At 58.5% G+C, this 18,973-nt stretch carries 14 protein-coding genes and 1 pseudogene; 7 read left to right on the top strand and 8 right to left on the bottom strand.

Features of this window, described 5'->3' with window-relative positions; genetic code table 11:
* Positions 1 to 19: 19 nt before the first annotated feature.
* On the bottom strand, positions 20 to 862 hold the full coding sequence (locus J3U88_RS07985) for a helix-turn-helix transcriptional regulator (RefSeq protein WP_207858132.1): 843 nt from the start codon (positions 860 to 862) through the stop codon (positions 20 to 22).
* Positions 863 to 1,200: 338 nt separating this feature from the next.
* Here J3U88_RS07985 and J3U88_RS07990 point away from each other — a divergent pair, with 338 nt between their 5' ends.
* Complete coding sequence (locus tag J3U88_RS07990) at positions 1,201 to 2,187, top strand: aldo/keto reductase (RefSeq protein WP_207858134.1); 987 nt, start codon at positions 1,201 to 1,203, stop codon at positions 2,185 to 2,187.
* A 156-nt stretch (positions 2,188 to 2,343) separates the two neighbouring features.
* On the opposite strand, the gene J3U88_RS07995 is transcribed toward J3U88_RS07990, so the two are convergent.
* The gene (locus tag J3U88_RS07995; RefSeq protein WP_207858136.1) at positions 2,344 to 4,590 is read right to left on the bottom strand and encodes a transglycosylase domain-containing protein; all 2,247 of its coding nucleotides are present in this window, start codon (positions 4,588 to 4,590) and stop codon (positions 2,344 to 2,346) included.
* Positions 4,591 to 4,825: 235 nt separating this feature from the next.
* Here J3U88_RS07995 and J3U88_RS08000 point away from each other — a divergent pair, with 235 nt between their 5' ends.
* From J3U88_RS08000 to J3U88_RS08015, 4 genes are all read left to right on the top strand, one after another.
* On the top strand, positions 4,826 to 5,809 hold the full coding sequence (locus J3U88_RS08000; RefSeq protein WP_207858138.1) for an isoaspartyl peptidase/L-asparaginase: 984 nt from the start codon (positions 4,826 to 4,828) through the stop codon (positions 5,807 to 5,809).
* A gap of 162 nt (positions 5,810 to 5,971) precedes the next feature.
* Entirely contained in the window at positions 5,972 to 6,988 is a 1,017-nt protein-coding gene (locus tag J3U88_RS08005; protein ID WP_207858140.1) for a GGDEF domain-containing protein, read from the top strand.
* An 86-nt stretch (positions 6,989 to 7,074) separates the two neighbouring features.
* On the top strand, positions 7,075 to 7,716 hold the full coding sequence (locus tag J3U88_RS08010) for a DUF4269 domain-containing protein (RefSeq protein WP_207858142.1): 642 nt from the start codon (positions 7,075 to 7,077) through the stop codon (positions 7,714 to 7,716).
* A gap of 477 nt (positions 7,717 to 8,193) precedes the next feature.
* Positions 8,194 to 11,652: a response regulator gene (locus J3U88_RS08015; RefSeq protein ID WP_207858143.1), complete on the top strand. Its 3,459-nt coding sequence runs from the start codon at positions 8,194 to 8,196 to the stop codon at positions 11,650 to 11,652.
* A 97-nt stretch (positions 11,653 to 11,749) separates the two neighbouring features.
* Here the strand turns inward: J3U88_RS08015 and J3U88_RS35255 are convergent, their stop codons facing one another.
* The 6 genes and pseudogenes from J3U88_RS35255 to J3U88_RS08040 all read right to left on the bottom strand — a co-directional run bounded on the left by J3U88_RS35255 (position 11,750) and on the right by J3U88_RS08040 (position 16,843).
* Entirely contained in the window at positions 11,750 to 12,076 is a 327-nt protein-coding gene (locus J3U88_RS35255; protein WP_423842043.1) for a type II toxin-antitoxin system RelE/ParE family toxin, read from the bottom strand.
* Positions 12,021 to 12,215 (bottom strand): annotated as a pseudogene (locus J3U88_RS35260) (addiction module protein); the annotation flags it as partial. The gene J3U88_RS35255 and the pseudogene J3U88_RS35260, both read right to left, overlap by 56 nt.
* Positions 12,216 to 12,292: 77 nt before the next feature.
* The gene (locus tag J3U88_RS08025) at positions 12,293 to 13,543 is read right to left on the bottom strand and encodes a type IV pilus twitching motility protein PilT (RefSeq protein ID WP_207858145.1); all 1,251 of its coding nucleotides are present in this window, start codon (positions 13,541 to 13,543) and stop codon (positions 12,293 to 12,295) included.
* A gap of 122 nt (positions 13,544 to 13,665) precedes the next feature.
* On the bottom strand, positions 13,666 to 14,478 hold the full coding sequence (locus J3U88_RS08030; protein WP_207858146.1) for a transglutaminase domain-containing protein: 813 nt from the start codon (positions 14,476 to 14,478) through the stop codon (positions 13,666 to 13,668).
* Between the two features lie 269 nt (positions 14,479 to 14,747).
* Complete coding sequence (gene waaF / locus J3U88_RS08035) at positions 14,748 to 15,791, bottom strand: lipopolysaccharide heptosyltransferase II (protein WP_207858147.1); 1,044 nt, start codon at positions 15,789 to 15,791, stop codon at positions 14,748 to 14,750.
* A complete protein-coding gene (locus J3U88_RS08040; RefSeq protein ID WP_207858148.1) occupies positions 15,788 to 16,843 on the bottom strand; it encodes a glycosyltransferase family 9 protein in 1,056 nt (351 codons plus the stop codon). The genes waaF and J3U88_RS08040 overlap by 4 nt, the downstream gene beginning before the upstream one ends.
* A 339-nt stretch (positions 16,844 to 17,182) precedes the next feature.
* Between J3U88_RS08040 and hrcA the strand changes: the two genes are divergently transcribed.
* Positions 17,183 to 18,214 carry a heat-inducible transcriptional repressor HrcA gene (hrcA, locus tag J3U88_RS08045; RefSeq protein WP_207858149.1) on the top strand — a complete coding sequence of 344 codons (1,032 nt, stop codon included), beginning with the start codon at positions 17,183 to 17,185 and terminating at the stop codon, positions 18,212 to 18,214.
* A gap of 65 nt (positions 18,215 to 18,279) precedes the next feature.
* A complete protein-coding gene (locus J3U88_RS08050; RefSeq protein WP_207858151.1) occupies positions 18,280 to 18,933 on the top strand; it encodes a nucleotide exchange factor GrpE in 654 nt (217 codons plus the stop codon).
* Positions 18,934 to 18,973 lie beyond the last annotated feature (40 nt).

An 18,973-nucleotide genomic window follows, 5' to 3' on the forward strand; every position in this document is an offset into this window, starting at 1 on the left:
CTTTTTGGGTGGGATCCGCCTAATACCGACCTTCGAGACGCCGCAATTTTTCCGCCGTGTCGGTGCCCGGTTTGGGCACAAATTGAACCAGGCAACAATGACTGAAATGGGTGTCGTGCAGTTCGCTGACCGTGAATTCAAAAGCGAGTCGGCCCAGTTCCGGGTGGTCGTATTCTTTTTCGCCGTCCTGGTAAGGTTGGATGTGGTGGCTGTTCCACCAACCCGCAAACTCGGGGCTATGGGTCACCAGGTACTGAATCAAATCGGCGGTCCAGGGATCGTCCAGGAGTTCCGCGTACTGGAGCCGCAGCACGCCGACAAAACCTTTGGCGTGCCGCTCCCAGTCCACCAGCCGCGCACGGTACTCGGTGGGCATGTACAAGCGATAGAGCGCATTGCGTTCGTATCCTTGCGCGCCGGCCAGGTCGCCATGGACCAAATTGGCCGGAGCATTGCCGCCCAAAATGTCGCGACGCGCGTTGTAAATCCAAGCGGGGTAGGGGAAAACGTCGAGCAGGCGCTGGAGTTGCGGGCTCAAGCTGGGTAAGCGGGCCGACGCGGGCGTTGGGTTGGGTTGGTAACCCCCGAGTTGCAGCAAGTGGTTGATTTCTCTGGGTTGAAGCTGGAGTGCTTCACCAATGGCGGTCAGGGTTTCCGGCGAGGCGCGTACTTGGCGGGCCTGCTCCAAATGGGTGTACCATTCCGTGCTCACGCCGGCCAGCATGGCGACTTCCTCGCGCTTCAGTCCCGGCGTGCGGCGCCGTTTGCCGCGTGGGAGGTTGACCGTTTCCGGTTGCAGGCGCGCGCGGCAGACCCGTAAAAACTCGCCCAATTCGCGACAACGTGCTTCACTTAATACCATGGCGCCCTCCCGTCTTTTGCGGCTTCTGCTCCAATCTATCAAACGTTGAAGCGCTAGCCCACATTTCTCACCAGGATTCGTCGCGAGAAGCGGAAAGCCTTGTGAGTACGAAGATTACGACCGAGAGACGGCACAGGCGTAGCAGCGCTACGGCGAAGGCGGCTCGACCGAGTAAGCGAAGTAATCACATGGGTTTCCGCTTCGTAGCAGAATTCCTGGTGAGAAGTGTGGGCTAGCCAGGTAGAATTTATACCAGGATAAATGCTGCCTTATACACCTTTTAGAAACCGCGTAGGATGGCTTTCGTCGGCGTTAGAACGCCGCACGGAGGCAAAACCATGACCACAGAATCGACCATCAAACCTATGATTGAACCGAGCATTAGCCTCGGTCGGAGTGACCTAACCCTCAGCGCCATGGGCCTGGGCTGCATGGGCATGTCCGAATTCTACGGACCCAGCGACGAGGCCGAATCCATTCGCACCCTGCACGCTGCTTTGGCAATGGGCGTTAATTTCTTTGATACCGCCGACATCTACGGCCCGCACACCAACGAGACCTTGTTGGGGCGCGCCTTCGCCGACCGCTGGGACCAACTGGTGCTGGCCACCAAGTTCGGAATCGTGCGCGGCGAAGACCGCAACTTCCGCGGCTTTAACGGCCGCCCGGGGTACGTGGCCCAAGCTTGTGAGGCGAGCCTGAAGCGACTGGGACGCCAACACATCGATCTCTACTACATGCACCGCAAAGATCCCGAGGTGCCGATTGAGGAAACCGTCGGCGCGATGAAAGGCCTCGTTGAGGCCGGCAAGGTGCGTTACCTGGGCTTGTCCGAGGTGACCCCGGACGACCTGCGCCGTGCCCACGCCGTCCATCCCATCAGCGCCCTGCAAACCGAGTACTCGCTGTGGTCGCGCGAGCCCGAGGCCGAGCTGTTCGAGGTTTGTGCCGAACTGGGGATTACCTTTGTCGCCTACAGTCCCCTGGGGCGCGGTTTCTTAACCGGCAAAATTCCCAACCGCGAGAGCCTGAGCGAGGATGATTGGCGCCGCACCAATCCGCGTTTCCAAGAGGAAACCATGGCGGCCAACCAACGGTTTGTGGCCCTGTTGGAAGAACTGGCGGCCGAAAAAGAAGCGACGGCCGCGCAAATCGCCTTGGCCTGGGTCCACAGCCAGAACAGCAGTTTGGTGACCATCCCCGGTACGCGCAAGATCACGCGCTTGGCGGAAAACCTCGGCGCCTTGCAGATTGCGTTTAGCGATGAGGAAGAAGCGCGCATCCGTGCCGCGTTACCCGAGCAAACCGCGGGCGCGCGTTATTAACGGTGTCTGCTTATCCATTCAACGGGTTTGGGGTTCGTTTCAGTTGACGGCTCCAGCACGTTCCTCGCGGGACTCGCGAGGAACGTGCTAAAGGCGCGAAAACAGACGAAACGCCAAACCCGCTTGGGTTTGATTGAAAAGGGGGACAACGGCGGTTTACTCAATCACCGGGGTGGGTTTGTTGATGCGCCACCAACGCTTGCGATTGGGGACCGTGCCGCGGCGGAACTGCTCCTCATAGGCGCCGCGTTTGCCCGCCTTGACGCTGTGTCCCGTTTTGGGATCGATCCACGAGGCGACGATGTTGTTGGGTTTGGGCACGTCCTTGGGGGGACGGGCCGTCGCCGCTTGGTTCATGAAGCCGCGCCACAGCTTGGCCGCTTGATTACCGCCGCTGACGCGGACCTTGCCGTCCTTTTGGTTGCCGACCCAGGTGACGCAGACCACGCTGCCCGCGAAGCCGGCGAACCAGGCGTCGCGCCGGTTCGAGGAGGTGCCGGTTTTGCCGTAGGCACGGATGTCCTTGAGTTTGCCCGCCTTGCCCGTGCCGTTGGCGACCACATCGGCCAACAATTCGCGCACCAGCCAGGTGCTTGCCGCGGAAGCCACGCGGTTGCTGTCGCGGCGGTAGCGTTTGAGGCGCCCGCCGTTGGGTTTCTCCGTTTGCCAGATCGGCTGGGCTTCAAGGCGCACGCCGCCGGTGGCAAAGACGGTGTAAGCCTCGGCAAGGGAAAGGGGTGAGGTTTCAATCGCACCCAGCAGGAACGAGGGCGGAATCGGGCGCGGTACCTGGAAACCCGCGTCCTCAAAACGCGCGGCGACCCGCGCGTAACCCACCGCGCGGCCGAGGCGCACGAAAGGCACATTGTAGGAATGGCGGAGGGAAGAACGCACCGAAACCGTGCCGTGGAACTTGCGGTCGTTGTTTTTCGGACGCCAGGGTTTGCCGTCAATGTCGATTTCAAGGGGGCGATCCGCGATCCGGCCGGCCGGGGTGACGGCATCCTTGCCAAACCCTTTTGAAAAGGCTTCCAAAAGGATGAAGGGTTTCAGCGTCGAGCCTGGCTGCCTGCTGCCGAGGCGGGCGCGGTCGAAATCGTCGCGGCGGTCGGTGGGATCGGCGCCGACGTAGGCCAGCACGCCGCCGGTTTCGGCGTCGAGCGCGACCAGGGCCGTGTCGAGGCGTTTGTCACCGCGTCGGGCCACTTCCTTTTCGGCCGCTTCTTGCAGCAGGGGATCGAGGCTGGTGTAAACCACGAACCCGCGTTTGTTGTTGCTGCGGCGTTTGTGTTCATCGCCGAGGATTTCGGCAACCCAGGCCAGGAAACGGCCTTTGCCCGTGGCGGGTAAGGCGTCTTTTTTGGTGCGGACCGGTTCGCGTTGGGCGCGCGCCACGGCGTCGGCGTCGGCCCATTCCAGCTCGGCCATCCTGCTGAGCACCCAATCGCGGCGTTTCTTCACGCGTTGCGGATGGCGGTGGGGCGCCAAGCGGTTGGGGCCCTGAACCATGGCCGCCAAGGTCGCGCATTCCGCCAGGCTTAAGTCCGCCAGGTCTTTGCCAAAAAAGCAACGTGCCGCCGTGCCGTAACCATAGATGTGCAGACCGTCGATATGGCCGAGGTAAACGTAATTTAAGTAGGCCTCGAGGATTTCTTCTTTGCTGTACTTGGCTTCCAGTTGCAGCGCGCGCACCGCTTCCGAGGCTTTGCGGCCCAGTGTTTTCTTGGGCGTGAGATCGCGATTTTTGATCAGTTGTTGGGTGATGGTGCTGCCGCCCTGAACCACCTTGCCGGCCTTGATATTGGCCCATAGCGAGCGGCCGAGCGCGCGGGCGTCAATGCCGTGATGGCTAAAAAAGCGGGCATCCTCGGCGGCGAGGAGGGGACGCCAAACCTGCTCGGGAATGTCGTCCAGGGCAAATGCCACCCGCTTGGCGCGGTCCCCGTCCAGGGATTCCGCCAGCAGTTCGGGTTCCAGCATCAAGCCGTCGCTTTTCGCCGCGGAAAGGGGTTTGCCTTCCGCGTTGACCGCGCCGCGAATGACGCCGCCTTGGAGTTTGAGCCCGAACAGCCGCTCCGGCTTGTTTTTGCCGCGCTGAATGTGGCGGCGCTGGTAGATCCAAAACGTCTGGTTACCCCAGAAGAACCGGCCGGGTTTTTTGGGCTTGGCTTTAACACGCTGGTAACCAAGCCGTTTAAGCCGCTTCTCCAGTTGCATGCGGCCCACGTGACCGCCTGTTTTCAAGGGGAACCCGTCGCTGTAGATGCGGAACTCGCGGCGGCCGACCTCCTCAACGAGGCGGGGGCCCTCGGCGGCAAGCGGCGGGGTAATCAACCATGCTGCCGCGAGCAGCAATACCCAAAAACGCGGGGATTGAGGACGATGGTGGGTGCGATGAATCATAGATACCTCACGGGGTTTGGGGAGAAAATAATCGCTTCGGCATGGCGCGCCTTCAGCGATTATTCTAGGTGTTTTCACGGTGTGATGCCGGCGCGCCGCCTTTCGCATCGAAATTTCCACCACATCGACCCGTTTATCGAGACCTTCGCAAGCCGCGCGGGAAAGTTAAGCGTGAAAAATTAAATTCATGTGTGATATAAAATGAAAATAAAATTTCCTGTGGAGTTCTCGACTTATGGTTGCGTTTTTGGAAGGTGGGCATGTGGATGTGGTGGATCTGGGTGAGATCGGCCAGGTGACCTTAATTCACGGCGGTGCGGGGCCGGAAGACCCCAAGGACGGCGCCACCGGGGAGGCCGTCGCGGCTTTGGACCGTGTGATTCAGGGCATGGGGCTGCCGGAGAACCCGGACCAAATGGTGCGCGGCCTGAAGGCGCGAGATACGGCCTTGGCACCGGTTGAGCGACGGGCGCTGGCGGCGGCGATGCTGCTTGAAAACGAACCCTGTTTTAACGCGGGTTACGGCGCGGCGCTGCAGGAGGACGGGCAGGCGCGGGTGAGTGCGGCGTTTATGGAGAGCCGGCGGCGCACCTTTTCCGCGGTGATGAATGTGCGTGATGTGCGGCATCCTGCTTATTTGGCGGCTTACCTGCAACAGGAACGTTTCCCTGTATTGGATACCCATGGTGCCGAAAACCTGGCTTGGCGGCTGGGGATGGCTCGTGAATCTTTGGTGGTTCCCCATCGCTTTGAACGCTGGTTGGCGCTGCGCGATGCTTCGTTGAAGGGACCGCACCGGGCCGACGGCAAAGGCACGGTCGGTTGTGTGGGTTTTGCCGCACCGGGGCGTTTGGCGGCCGTAACCAGTACCGGCGGTGTCGGCAACGAAACGGTGGGCCGGGTCGGCGATACGCCCACGGTAGCGGGCAACTTTTGTACCGAGCGAACCGCGGTGAGCTGTACGGGTTACGGCGAACACATTTTGAACCAAGGTTTTGCTGTTCAGTTGGCCACGCGCTGTGACGACGGCGGGGATCTGATCGCGGGTATGCGCCGCGGCTTGAAAGAAGCGGAACAACGCGGTTTCGGTCTGGCCGCGATTGCCTTGCATTGGGATCAACGCGGACGGGTAACCTGGTGTGCCGGTTCTACCGAATCGTTTTTTATCTGGGCTTTACACACACCGGCTTGTCGCCGTCTCTTCTCTGAGTACTTATGAATCGCGCTGTTTTGGGTAAAACGAACCGCGAAGCCGTTGTCTCCTGATGTTTTTTTACGCATCGCGGGTGCCTATCTCAAAAATCGGGCGAGTTGCAGTACAATAGGTGGCATGCCGAATTTTAGACAAACAATGGTTTGTCACCACCCATAGGTTGCTGCGATGGATGCGAAAGAAATGTCCCCGCGAGAGGTAATCCGTCTCTTTATCGAGGTACTCCGGGCCGATGACGAAAAGGTCCAACATCACATCGATACGTTGGAAAAGCTGACCCAGCGGGTCGACGTGGAACAAGGGCCGCATTTGGTGCGGTTGAAGCTGAAGGCTTTGGTCAAAGCGCGTGATGCCTTCCTGCTGCGTCAGAACAGCGTGCCGGAAGACGTCCCCGCGGGCGATTTGCCCAACAAAGTCGGCCAGGTACTTGAGGAAGTGCTCGAGCATCTAAAAAAGGCCGATTCCCAGTCCAGCGCGTATTCGGGAACCTTGGGAACCGCAATTGAACAAATAAAAGCCGCCAAGGACATGGTGGTGCTGCAAAACTTATCGCAACACTTGATTGAGCGCGGGACACGCATGAAGGAAGCAACGGAGCAGTTCCAAAGTGAGATGGGGCAGGTTGCCGAGGCGATGACCCGTTACCAGGAGCGCATCTCGGCACTCGAACGGGAGGTGGCCGAACGCACGGAAGAAGCGATGACGGACACCCTAACCGGGGCGTACAACCGGCGGGCCTTTGACAACCGTGTTCCCGGAATGGTGGTGCAGGCACGCCGTGAAAGGAAGCCCTTGTCTTTGTGTTACATGGACCTCGACCATTTCAAGGAAATCAACGACACCTACGGCCACCAGGCCGGCGATGACGTGCTGGTCAACTTTTCTCAGTTGGTGAACCATAAGGTGGGTTCCAGACAGGTGTTGTACCGACTTGGCGGTGACGAATTTTGCCTGGTGTTTTTTGGCTTCGAGCCGGCCAAGGCGCGTGCCACGGCGCATTCCTTGTGTAAAGCGGTTGCCGAGAAACCCTATGTGTTTAAGGAACTCAAGTTCAACATCAGTTTGAGCGGCGGCTTCGCCGAACTCAAGCAGGGTGAAACCCTGGAGCAACTGCTCAAGCGTGCCGACGGCGCGCTGTACCGTGCCAAGGATCTTGGCAGGGCGCGGGTGTGTGAAGCTGACTAAGCCGCGTGGATCGTGATCCGCATCCATTGTCAGCTTCGCCGACTTATGCTGTGATTCATGATGATGTTCAAGTCGCGGGGGAACCAATGGGGCGTGATTGGCACGACATAACCTACCTCATGAACGGTCACGACCGACAACGGGCCGCCTACCAGGTGCTGCGCGAGCTGGACGTGTTTTACAAGCTCAAGGCCTACAAGCCGTTGCTGGCCGGTTCGTATCCACTTGATTTAGAGGTGGACGACTCCGATTTGGATGTTTTGTGTGAAGCGGCCAACCTGCTGGACTTCGAAAGTAAACTCACCGCATATTACGGTCGTTATCCCGAATTTCGTTGCGAAGCATTGCTGGACGGGGCGTTGCCGACGATGTTTGCTTCCTTGCGTTGCCGCGGTGTTCAGGTGGAGTTTTTCGCGCAGCAGATCCCGGTGCGCCACCAAGTCGCCTTCCGCCACATGGAAATTGAGGAACGCTTGCTGCGGTTGGCGGGGTACGAGGCGCATCGCGCCATTCGCGTGTTGAAAGGTCAGGGGATCAAAACGGAACCTGCTTTTGCCAAGTACTTCGGACTTGACGGCGATCCTTACCAAGGCCTTTTGGATCTTTACAACAAAAGTGATGATGCGCTGCGTGAGCAGTTGCCCGGTCTTAATGTGCGGGCGCTGGAAGAGGTACAGCCACCAAAGCCGAAACGCAAACATATTACCGATGATTGGGATGATGAATAACGGCGAAAATCCTGGTGTCGGCAATGTTTTTTGCCTAAGCTTGGTTTTTTAGCTTAGAATAAGCCACCTTCCTATCTTCTCTATACGGCCCATAGCACACGTCCGGGGTAACCGAACATGCTTGAGGCGGCGGTCCGCCCGTTTTCGGTGTGGTGATCCTCGGTCCCTCTCGCGGCCTGGCGAAGTGCTTCGGAGGGCACGGCTAGCGAGGTCGTTGTCGTTTACCCGGGTTCAACTTCCTAGCCCGCATTTCTCACAAGGAATTCTGCTACGGGACAAACCATGCGATTACGAGGGGGGCGGCCTTCCGCCATGCTCGTTCGAGCTGTCTTCGCCTCAGCTGCCACGCCGAATGGTCGGCCCCCTGTGCCGTCTCTCGGTCGTCATCTTCGTACTCACAAGGCTTTCTGCTTCTCGGGACGAATCCTTGTGTGAAATGCGGGTTAGCGCCTGGGTCCGCGGCAAGGAGTGGTGGGTTTGCAACGGAACTTTATCAGCCTGACGGGATTGTTTTTGCTACTCAGTGTGCTGCTGATGTGGCGTGTCGGTCTGCAAAACGAAAAACAAGTCGTTGCAGAAACCGAAGCCCGCATGAACGAATTATTGCAAACCTGTACCGCTTTGTTGGAGCAACAGGTCGATGCGGCCCGCGGCGACGTGCGTTTTCTCAGCGCTACCCCGCCGATGACCGGTATCTCGCGTGCCATGCGTCACGAAAGCCGCGATCCGGTCGACGGGACCCCGTTGTCCTTGTGGCGGGAGCGACTGGCGGTCATTTTTGAGGCTTTTTTGGCGGCCAACGACGACTTGGCGCAAGCCCGTTTGATTGGGGTGGAGCAGGAAGGGATGGAGTTGGTACGGGTTGATCACCACGGCGGGGTAACCCGCCGTTTCGGGCCGCAACATCTTCAATCCAAACAAAATGAGCCCTATTTTCAAGATGCCTTGGCAACCTATCCCGGCACCATCCGCCTTTCTGATATCAACTTAAATCGGGAACACGGCAAGGTGGAGTTTCCCGCTTGGCCCACCTTTCGCGTCAGCACCAAGGTGGTCGACGAGGAAGGCGCTGAATTCGGCATTTTGATTGTGAATGTCGCGGCGGATCAGGTGCTGAATCGGATTCTTTCCCGGGTAGAAGCCCCGTTTAAGGTTTACTTGGTCAAAAGCAATGGTGAGTTTGTGTTGCACCCCGAAAAACGCCACCGATTTGCGATTCAAAACGGTGACGGCTTCGACTTGGGTCAAGAATTTTCCCCCATCGCCCACAAAAACAACCGCTTGCAAGTGGTCGAGAACCTTCGCGAGGAACAGACGTATCGGGTGGTACGTCACCTGTTCCCCTTTTCAAGCCGTGAGTCCGGCCGTCATCTGACCCTGCTGTTGGGCATTTCAGAGGCCGACTTAAGCGCTCTTGTCGAGCAGCGTCGTCAGGGAACCCTCTCCGCGCTCGGTGGTATTCTTGCCGCCGCCCTGGTGTTTTTGGTGCTCCTGCAGCTTTATTACCGCAACCGCCTGCGGCTAGGCGAAACCCGTGAGGCTTTTGAAGCGCTGGTAAACAGTTCCTCGGACGCCATTATCGCGATGGACGTCGAGGGTCGAATCACCAGTTGGAATCGTGCCGCGGTGGAATTGTTTGGTTTCAAAAGAGGTACGGTGCTTGGCCGGCTGGTGTGGGAAATGCTTAAGCCGAAAGAGGAGGCCCAGTTAGACAAGGGGGTCATTAACCGTGTCGTGGCCGGTGAACACGGTTACCTGGAGCATGTGACCATGCGCACCGCGACAGGCAACGCCATCGAAGTCGCGCTCACCCTCTCACCGATTCGCAAACGGGAACGTGTGAGCGGGGTGTCCGCCATTCTGCGCAATGTAACGGAGAAACGGCGGGCCGAGGCGAAAATCCGCGAGCTCAACCAATCCTTGGAGCAACAGGTTGAAAAGCGAACGCGCGAGCTTGACGTTGCGCGTGAGAAAGCAGAGCGTGCCAGCGATGCCAAAAGTTCGTTCGTCGCCAACGTGAGCCACGAAATTCGAACGCCCCTCAACGGCATTTTGGGCATGCTGCAGTTGATGGAAGACGAGCCTTTGTCGCGCGGTCAAGCGCGTTACCTGCACATGGCCCAAAACAGCGCGCAAACCCTGCTGATGCTGATCAACGAGGTGCTGGACCTTTCCAAAATTGAAGCGGGTAAATTGGCCGTCAACGAGGTGGCTTTTGATTTACCCAAACTCCTGGGTGAGCTTAGCCTTTCCATGGCGCTTGCCGCCCAGGAAAAAGGTTTGGAACTGGTGCTGGACATCGCCGAGGTGACCGTTAGCGGGGTTGTCGGCGATCCCCATCGCCTGAAACAGGTGTTGGCCAACTTGATCGGCAACGCCGTAAAGTTCACCGAGGAAGGCCACATTCTCATTCGGGCCAAAACCATCGAAAAAGACGCGCAATGGGTGTTGGCCTGTTCGGTTGAGGACACCGGGATCGGCATTGCCGCGAATAAGATGGACAAGGTTTTTGGCGAGTTTGACCAAGAAGACAGCGACACGGCGCGTCGCTACGGTGGCACCGGGCTCGGGCTGGCGATTTGCCGCAAGCTGGTAGAAATGATGGGTGGTCGTATTTGGGTTGAGAGCCAAAAGGGGAGTGGCACCCGGTTTTCCTTTGAAATCGTGGTGAAAGTGTCGCGGTTCCGGCGTGATGCGAGGAGCATCCCGGATCTGCAGGGAAAAAAAGTGTTGCTGGCGGAGGACAACCCCGCCGCGCGCGAGGCCCTGTGCGCCTTGCTCAACCGGTGTGGCGCCGAGGTGACGGCCGTGACAAGCGCCGCCGATGCGGTGCATCACCTCCAAGATCATCCCGGCGTGTTTGACCTTGCCTTCATTGATTTTTCGTTGCCTGATTTGTACGATTCCCTGTTGCTGCTTTACCTTGCCGAATCGCGTTCGGTTCCCGCTTCCCGGGTGTTTGTGGCCATGCCGCAAAACAGCGATGTGGATGCCACTGTCCTGGGTAAAGCGCGCCGCATCACCAAACCCATTACCCCGACCGAACTGTTCCATTGCCTGGGGCGCCCCGAACGCGCTGTTCGAAGCGAACGGGATGATGCATCGGCTGTTGGCAAAAAAACGCGAGATTTGGGCTTGGCGCCGGACGCATCTATTTTGGTAGTTGATGATAATCAAATCAACCGTGAGGTGCTAAAGGGTTTGCTCAAAAAGCTGGCGTTGCCGGTGGTAACCGCGGGCAACGGTCGCGAGGCCCTTGCGGTTCTGCTCAAAAATCCCCAGGTCGTTTTGGCGTTAATGGATTGCAACATGCCGGTAATGAACGGTTACGAGGTAACCCGCGAGATCCGCGGCGGGGCCGCGGGTGACGGGATGCGCTCCCTGCCGATCATCGCCGTTACCGCCAATGCGATGGAGGGCGAGCAGGCGTTGTGTCTGCAGGCGGGGATGAACGACTACCTCTCGAAGCCGGTCCAGTTTGTGACACTTGAAGATAAGTTGGCTTACTGGTTGGGTATTGAACCGCGCGGCGATCAAGCCGAGCTTGAGGCCGCGCTTGATTCTTTCGAGGTCCCCCCCCAAACAACCGGGTTAAGCCAGGCGCTTGCCAATGTGGCCGGCGACAAAAAATTGCTGGCCTCACTCATGCAAACCTACCTCGACTGGGTGCCGGGGCAGGTGCGTGCCTTGGGTGAGGCCGTGGCGCGCGGGGACATGGCGAACGTGCGCCAGGTCGCCCATGCCGTCAAGGGGGCGGCGAGTAATGTCGGCGCCCTCGGAACCGCGAAATTGGCCCAAGCTTTGTACGAAGCCGCGGGCCGCGAACCCACGGTTTTGGCTGAGGTTCAAGAAGTGTGGGCCGCGTTTGAGCGTGGCCACAGCTGGGCCCAAAAGACCCTGGAGGAAGCCAAGGATCAGCTAAGGGCCGCCGGTTAATTCCTTCATCGTATTTATCCGGCCCGATTTAGCCCTTGACGGAGTCTGAACCACGGGAACCTTTGGTCTATCAGTTTTTGTGCTTCTGGAAGAAGGGTCAAACCCGATGTGCCCTATAGCGTGCGTCTCGGTTTTGATGGGCGACAGCAATAACCAAAATGTGGTCAGGCGAAATTTGGTACAAAAGATTGTAAGGGAAACCCCTTACGCGAATTCTGCGAGTCCCTTTATGGTTGAGGTGGTAACCGATTTTTGGGAAAACGCCCAAAACCCTCGTGCTCGAACTGATCGAATCAATAAATCTCGCTGCTAAATCTTGGCGCACCGATTCGCAATATCTAAGGGCGTCTCTGAGATCAACCTCAGGCTCAGGGTGATAATCGACCTTCACGAAGGAGTGCCACCATACGCTGGTAAACTTCATCCGCGGGGATGCCTTTTTCTTTTCCCGTCTGATAATCTTTGAGGCGCTGTTCTGCGACCTTGCACCAATAATCGGCCGGTTCAGGTGTTGCAAACCCGTTGACACGCTCCAGAAGTTGTTCGGCTAGATCAAGTCGTTCTGTTGGGTCAAGGGTAAGCGCTTCCGCGGTTAATCGTTTATTTTTTTCAGTTCATGTAAGCCCTCTGAGATTTCAATTTAGTCCAGTTCGCTGCTGAAATCAAAGAGGTCGTCGTCGGATTGGCCGCCGCCGGTGCCCATGTCGTTGGTGAATTCGTTGCTGTCCAGCGTGGAGGGGCCGCCGCCGGCGCCGCTGACACTGAGGCCGGGCGAGGCAGCAATCGAACTTTCCATGTTGTCGCGGGCGATGTCGCTGGTGCTCTGAATACCCTGGACTTTGAGTTTGAATTCGTCCGGGTTGGTACAGCGTTTCAGCGCTTCTTCGTAGGTAATCAAACCCGATTTCCACAGGTAATACAGCGATTGGTCAAAGGTCTGCATGCCGTATTGGGAAACACCGGCCGCGATGGCGTCGTGGATCTGTTTGGTTTTTTCTTTTTCTTCAATACAGGTTTTGATGTACGGCGTGGCAATCATAATTTCCGCCGCCGGGACCCGACCCTTGTTGTCTTTGCGAGGAACCAGGCGCATCGAAATGATCGCTTTCAAAACCCCGGAAAGCTGCAAGCGGATTTGTTTCTGCTGGTGGGGCGGGAAAACCGAAATGATGCGGTTAACCGTTTCGGTGGCGTCCAAGGTGTGCAAGGTCGAAAGCAATAAGTGGCCCGTTTCCGAGGCGTGGATGGCGGTTTCGATGGTTTCGTAGTCGCGCATCTCACCCACGAGAATGACGTCCGGGTCCTGACGCAGGGCACCGCGCAACGCGTTGGAGAACGAGTTGGTATCGACGCCGATTTCCCGTTGGTTCACAATCGACTTTTTGTCGCGGTGCAAAAATTCAATCGGGTCTTCAATGGTAATGATGTGTTCCGTGCGGCGCGCGTTGATGTAATCGATCATACCCGCCAGCGTGGTGGACTTACCCGAACCCGTGGTACCCGTGCACAAAATCATGCCGCGCTGTTCGTTACAAATGTCTTCAATGGTGGTGGGCAACATCAGCTCGCGAATGGTCATGATGCGCACCGGAATGACCCGCAGAACCATGCCGACCGTGCCTCGTTGTTGGAACACGTTGCAGCGGAAACGGCCTAAGCCGGGAACCGAGTAGGCCACGTCGATTTCGTGGTTCTCTTTAAATTTGTGTTTCTGGCGACCGTTGAGAATGGAGAAAGCCATCGACACCGTGTCCTCGGCCATCAGGCGGTTGACGGATTCAATCGCGGCCAAGCCGCCGTCAATCCTGATGATGGGGTAGCTGCCTACCTTGAGGTGTAAGTCGGAAGCTTTGCGTTCTGTTGCAATTTTGAGCAAGTCGTTAATATGCATGGTCGCTTCTCCAAATAGCGTCGCCGCTGATGACGGTGTGATAAAGAGCTGGATTTTAAGTCGATGGTAGCGCTAGCCTAACCTATTTAGGCCCGTTTTCCCACGCTTTTTTCCCGTCCCCCTTAGGGACGCGCGCTTAAACGGTTGGGTCGAATACGCAGGCGGGAATCCAGGCCCGGCATGCGGCCGGCCACGCGGAATCCGTTCTCCAGTTTGAGCAGTTCGACATAACTGCCGACCGCGAGTTGTTTGGTAGTCTCCAAGGGATGGAGGGTGTCAATGCCCATGAGCAAGTAGGTCGCTTCGACGAAATTTACCTTGCCGGAGGGATCGGCGAAGACCCATCCCACGTCGTCGTAGTGAATTTCAATCCAGCGGTGGAGCACACTGCCTTCGAGGCGAAGCACCGCGCGGTCGTTGCGTTGGAAGGCGATGCCGGTCACGTAGCGGGCTTTTACGCCCATGGCGTCGAGCACTTCAATGGCGATGTTGGCCAGGCCGACGCAATTGGCGCTGCGGGTGCGCATGATTTTGGCCAAACTTTGGTCGGCCACATATTCGGTTTCGAGGGTGATTTCCTGTTGAAGCCAAGCGAAAAGGAAGGTGATTTGGTCGGCGAGGTAGGTGTCCTTGTGACGGTTGACCACCGTTTCCAAAGGCTTGAGTGCCGGTGGCAGATCGCGCACCGCTCGCCCGCGAAGGCGAGAGGCGATGGCCGCGTTGCGCGTTTCCACTTGCACGTGGAACCCACCGGGTTGGGGTTGCACCGATTGTTTGTAGCCGTTGTTGTGGTAGCCGGGGAAATGCAGACCGACCTGATCCGAGCGCACTTCAAATTGGGTGCGTTGGGAACCCATCACGATGGAAGCCCCGTGAGGCTGTGGTTCGGGGGTGGCGAAGTTGATTCCCACCAAAAGAAGGGCGAAGGTAAACACGGGGACGTCCTCAAAACGGTGTGCCGGCGCCTGTGCGACGCGGTTGGCAAGATGGATGACAGGTCAAAAACGGGGCCTCTATGTTATCACGAGTGTCCCCCGCGCGGAGCAGGTGGCGGATTGGGTGGCGGGGACCGGGTCATTTTAGCCCAAAATATCGCTGCTCAACCGTCGCGACGCCGGCCCACGTGGGAAATGTGAGGGAACTAACATCGCTGAGCCGAGTTGGTTGGGCGGATTATGCGCCGCGCGGCCCCGCGATGGCTTCGTTACCCCAGCGCCGCCAGGTTTGCGGTGACCTCGTCCACTTTTACCGCTTTCATGCAATCGTGGCCGATCGGGCAGTGGCGTTGGAAGCATGGGCTGCAATCCACCCGGTGGTAAACCGTGCGTGCTTTCTCGTTGAACGGGAAGGTGGCGTTGATGTCGGTTGGTCCGAAAATCGCCACCTGGGGCACGCCGAAGGCCGCGGCGGCGTGCATCAAACCCGAATCGTTGCTCAGGAAAAAATCCGCGCTCGCGATCAGCGCCAGTGATTCGGAAAGGCTGGTGGCCGCGCACAGGTTGCGACCATGCCGCTCCGGTAAACCCGTTGCGATGGTGGTGTTTTCCTCCGCCTCGGCCTTCACCCCCAGCAGGACCACGCCGCCGCCGGTACGGTCGACAAAGGCGCGACAGACATCGCGGTAACCCGCGCTGTCCCAGCGCTTGGCGGTTCCGAAGGCCGCACCCGCGTGGACCATCAGCCAAGGTTTTGGTAAATCGGCGAGGAATTTGGCCTGGGCCGCGTCGCGGCGGGGGTCCTCGGCGACCAAACGGGGTGGCAGGGGTTCGCTCGGGGTCGGAATGTTGCTCGTATGGGCCAGCAAGTCCGTGTAATCACAGGATTGGTGGCGCCCTGTTTTGGGCAGGCTTTTGCGCGCCAAAGCGCCGTGCAGAAACCAGCGCGTTTCCGGGGTGGCGAAACCGATACGGCGGGGGATTCCGGCCACCGCGAACACAAAAGCGCCCTTGAAGTGTTTGGTGAGCACCACGCCCAGGTCGCATTGCTCACGGGCCAAGGCGCGTCCGAACCGCCACAAACCGGGCAACCCCTTGTGTTTCCCTTTGTCGTCGAAATCCAAGCAGCGGTTGATCAAATCACCGCGCCACATGAGTAAATCCTTTACCCAGGGTCGGGCAACGGCGATGATTTCGGCGTCCGGGTAGGCGGCGCGAAGTTGTTCCAGCGCGGGGACGGCCATGATCACATCGCCGATCCAATTGGGCACGCGTACCGCGATTTTGCGGGCCGAGGCGGGGATGGGCGTCATGAGGCGGCCTCCAGTTGCGCGCTGAGTTCGCGAACTTCTTGGAGCACTTGGTAGGGGGTGGTCAAATCCTGGCAGATCAGGCTTTGGCAGCTTCGGTTGCGGCACGGGGCGCAAGGTGTCTCGGGGATGATCATCCGTCGGTTGCCTGGCTGAGGTTGATTGAGCACGGGGTCGGAGGGGCCCATCAGCGCCACAATCGGTACGCCGAGGATCGAGGCCAGGTGCATCGGGCCCGTGTCACAGGAAACCAACAGGTGGGCGCGCTGTAGGGCGGCACCCAGTTCCACCAAATTCAAGGGTGGTAATTCGTCGGGGGGTTCGCCCAGGTGCTCGCACAATTGGTCGCGGTAGGCGCCGTCGGCCGGGCCGAACACAAAACGAACCGGTCGGTTTTGGCCGCGTGTCAGGTTGCGGTACAGCCAGGCCCAGTATTTCGCCGGCCAGCGTTTGTTGCGCCCGTGGTCGGAAGTACCCGGGAAAAGGAGCAAGGCGGGGGCGGGCATGGCCGCTTCGACCTTGGCCGACGCGGTTTCGTTGAGTTCGATCTGGGGCTGTACCGGTGTTAACTCCGGGTCGAAGGCGCGGGCCAGCGCCAAATTGCGGTCGTAACGGGAAATGTGGGGGGAGGGGAGCTGCAGGCGGTCGTTAATCAGCCAGCGTGCGCCTTCCTTACTGCCGCCGCGTTCGTAGCCGACCCGATGCGGGATGCCCGCCAACAAAGGGAAGAGGGCGCTTTTGGCGACGCCGTGAAAATCAATAGAGATGTCGAATTGTTCGGCAGTAATCCGTTGCTTAACCGCCTGCCAGGCTTTGAAACGTGCCGCGGGCCCGCCGCGGCGCAGGGCCGCGCGTTCAATTTGGACCAGGCGGGGGCCGCGCACCGCTTTGAGAAAACCGGCCGAGCTGTCTTCGACCAGCCAAGAGAATTCGGCGTCGGGAAACCGGTTCATCAGGGCCAGGACGCTCGGCATGGTGCGAATCACGTCGCCCAGGGCGGAGAGGCGCACGATGAGGACTTTGCGACCGTCGAGGTTGGTGGGGGAGGATGGCATAAGCGGCTTCCGAGTGAGACTGCGTCCGGCGCACGGGCGCCGGCAAAAACGGCTCAAATTGTACCGAATTGGTGGGCATGTGTCGCTTTTTTTTGCGGGATGCGGTGATGTAACGGGTTTTGGCGCGGTTCGGCGGGTCGCGGCAATTGACAAACGGGAGACGGCTTCCGATAATGTGGGTTGGCCCCTTACGCCGGGGTGGCATGGGACCCACCGCCGGTTGGCCGCCCTTCCACCGCTTCTCTCGGTGGCATGCGAAACGAAGCGATCCGACCCTCCATGCGACGGCCGTCGGCTTCTCGCGGATTCGCTTGTCTTCAATCACGGGTGACACTTAGCATGACGATAAATGATCGCGCGCGCAAGGTTCTCAGTCAGGTGGTCAAGTTACACTATCAGACCTGTGAGCCGGTGGGTTCTTCCTCGATTTGTAAAACCAAAACACTGTCCGTTTCGCCGGCGACCATCCGCAACATCATGGGCCGCCTCGAGCAGTCCGGTTACCTGCACCAACCTCACGCCAGTGCCGGCCGCTTGCCGACGGATCGCGGTTACCGCGCCTATGTCGACGATCTTTCTTTATTTGAAGAGCCCTTGCAGGACAGCGAACGGCGGGAGTTAGAGGCCTTGCTGGCGGAGACGCCCTTGGGCCCCGACTATCTGGAAGCGGTTGCCGAATTTATTCAAAACAAAACGGGTTCTCTGGCTTTTTCGATCCCCTTCCGCCAATCGGGCTTGCGCTGGGACCACGTTCATTTTCAACGGATCGATACCAAGCGGGTGCTGGTACTGATGGTGGCCGAGGGTGGTTACACCCAGCACACGTTTTTAGAAATTCCCGGCCATGAATTAACGCCCCATTTGGCGGAAAAAATTGCCAACTACATCAACCAGCACTTCCGCCGCACCAGCGTTGCCGAAATTGAACGGCGGCTGGAAAGCGCGGCTTGGGACAGTGCCGGTCGCTACGATTTGCTGACCAACAAGGTGGCCGCGGTGGCCAACCAATTGAGCCGCCAACTGAGCCGGCTGGGGACGCTGCGTTTTCGCGGTTACTCCGCGCTGTTGGCGATGCCCGAGTTTCGCGATGCGGCGCTGCTGCGCAACGTGATTGCGCTGTTGGAGGATCAGCAGGAGATTAAGCAGGTGATTCACCGCGCTTTTACCGCGGAAACCCCGTGGATAACGGTGTACATCGGCAAAGAAATGGCAACGCCGGCGATGGAAGCGCTGACGTTGATTCTGGCGCGATTCCGCAACCAGCAGGACTGGATGGGCGGGGTCGGTGTGTTGGGGCCGAAACGAATGGCGTACCGACGCATATTGCAAATTCTGTCTCTGGCCAATGATCGTGTGGGGCAAAGGGCCTGACGGCTGCTTAAGGGCAATGCTTTTTGTGCTATGATTTACGGCTGGTTGAATAAGAGGAGTTTTTCATGAACGATGGACAGGAAGTACAAGAGAATCAGGAAGGTGAAGTGAAAAACGACGAGACCAAAGACACCCCTCCTGAGGCCGTTGCCGAGGCTGAGGAAGTGACCGGTATTGAAGTCGTGAATCCGGCCGAAACCGAGCCCACCGAGGAAGACCGCGTTGCCGAATTGGAAGCGCAGGTTAAAGATTTTCAAAACAAATTCCTGCGCGCGCGCGCCGACTTGGAAAATTTTCGCAAGCGGAGTGAGCGCGAGAAACAAGACGCGGTCAAACGTGCCAATCGCGGCTTGCTGACGGACTTGTTGGACGTTAACGACAATTTCGAGCGCGCCACCACCAGCATCACTGATGAAAAGGACCCCTTTGTGGTGGGTGTGCTGATGATCCGCAAGCAGTTGCAGGACACCTTGACCCAAAACGGTTTGGAAGAGGTGGAAGCGCTGGAACGTCCGTTCGACCCTTATTTGCACGAGGCTTTTGCCTACGAACCCTCGGCCGAGTATCCCGAAAACACGGTGATCCAGGTCTTCCAGAAAGGCTACAAGCACCAGGGCCAGTTGCTGCGTGCCGCCAAGGTCAAAGTATCGGCCGCCCCGGCTGAACCGGTTGAGGAAGCCGCCGCGGGTGATGCCGAAACCACCGACGAAACCGCATAATGTCCTTTATATACAGTTGTTAAACCTGATCAATCCAGCC

The organism is Acanthopleuribacter pedis, from assembly GCF_017377855.1.
Lineage (GTDB): Bacteria > Acidobacteriota > Holophagae > Acanthopleuribacterales > Acanthopleuribacteraceae > Acanthopleuribacter > Acanthopleuribacter pedis.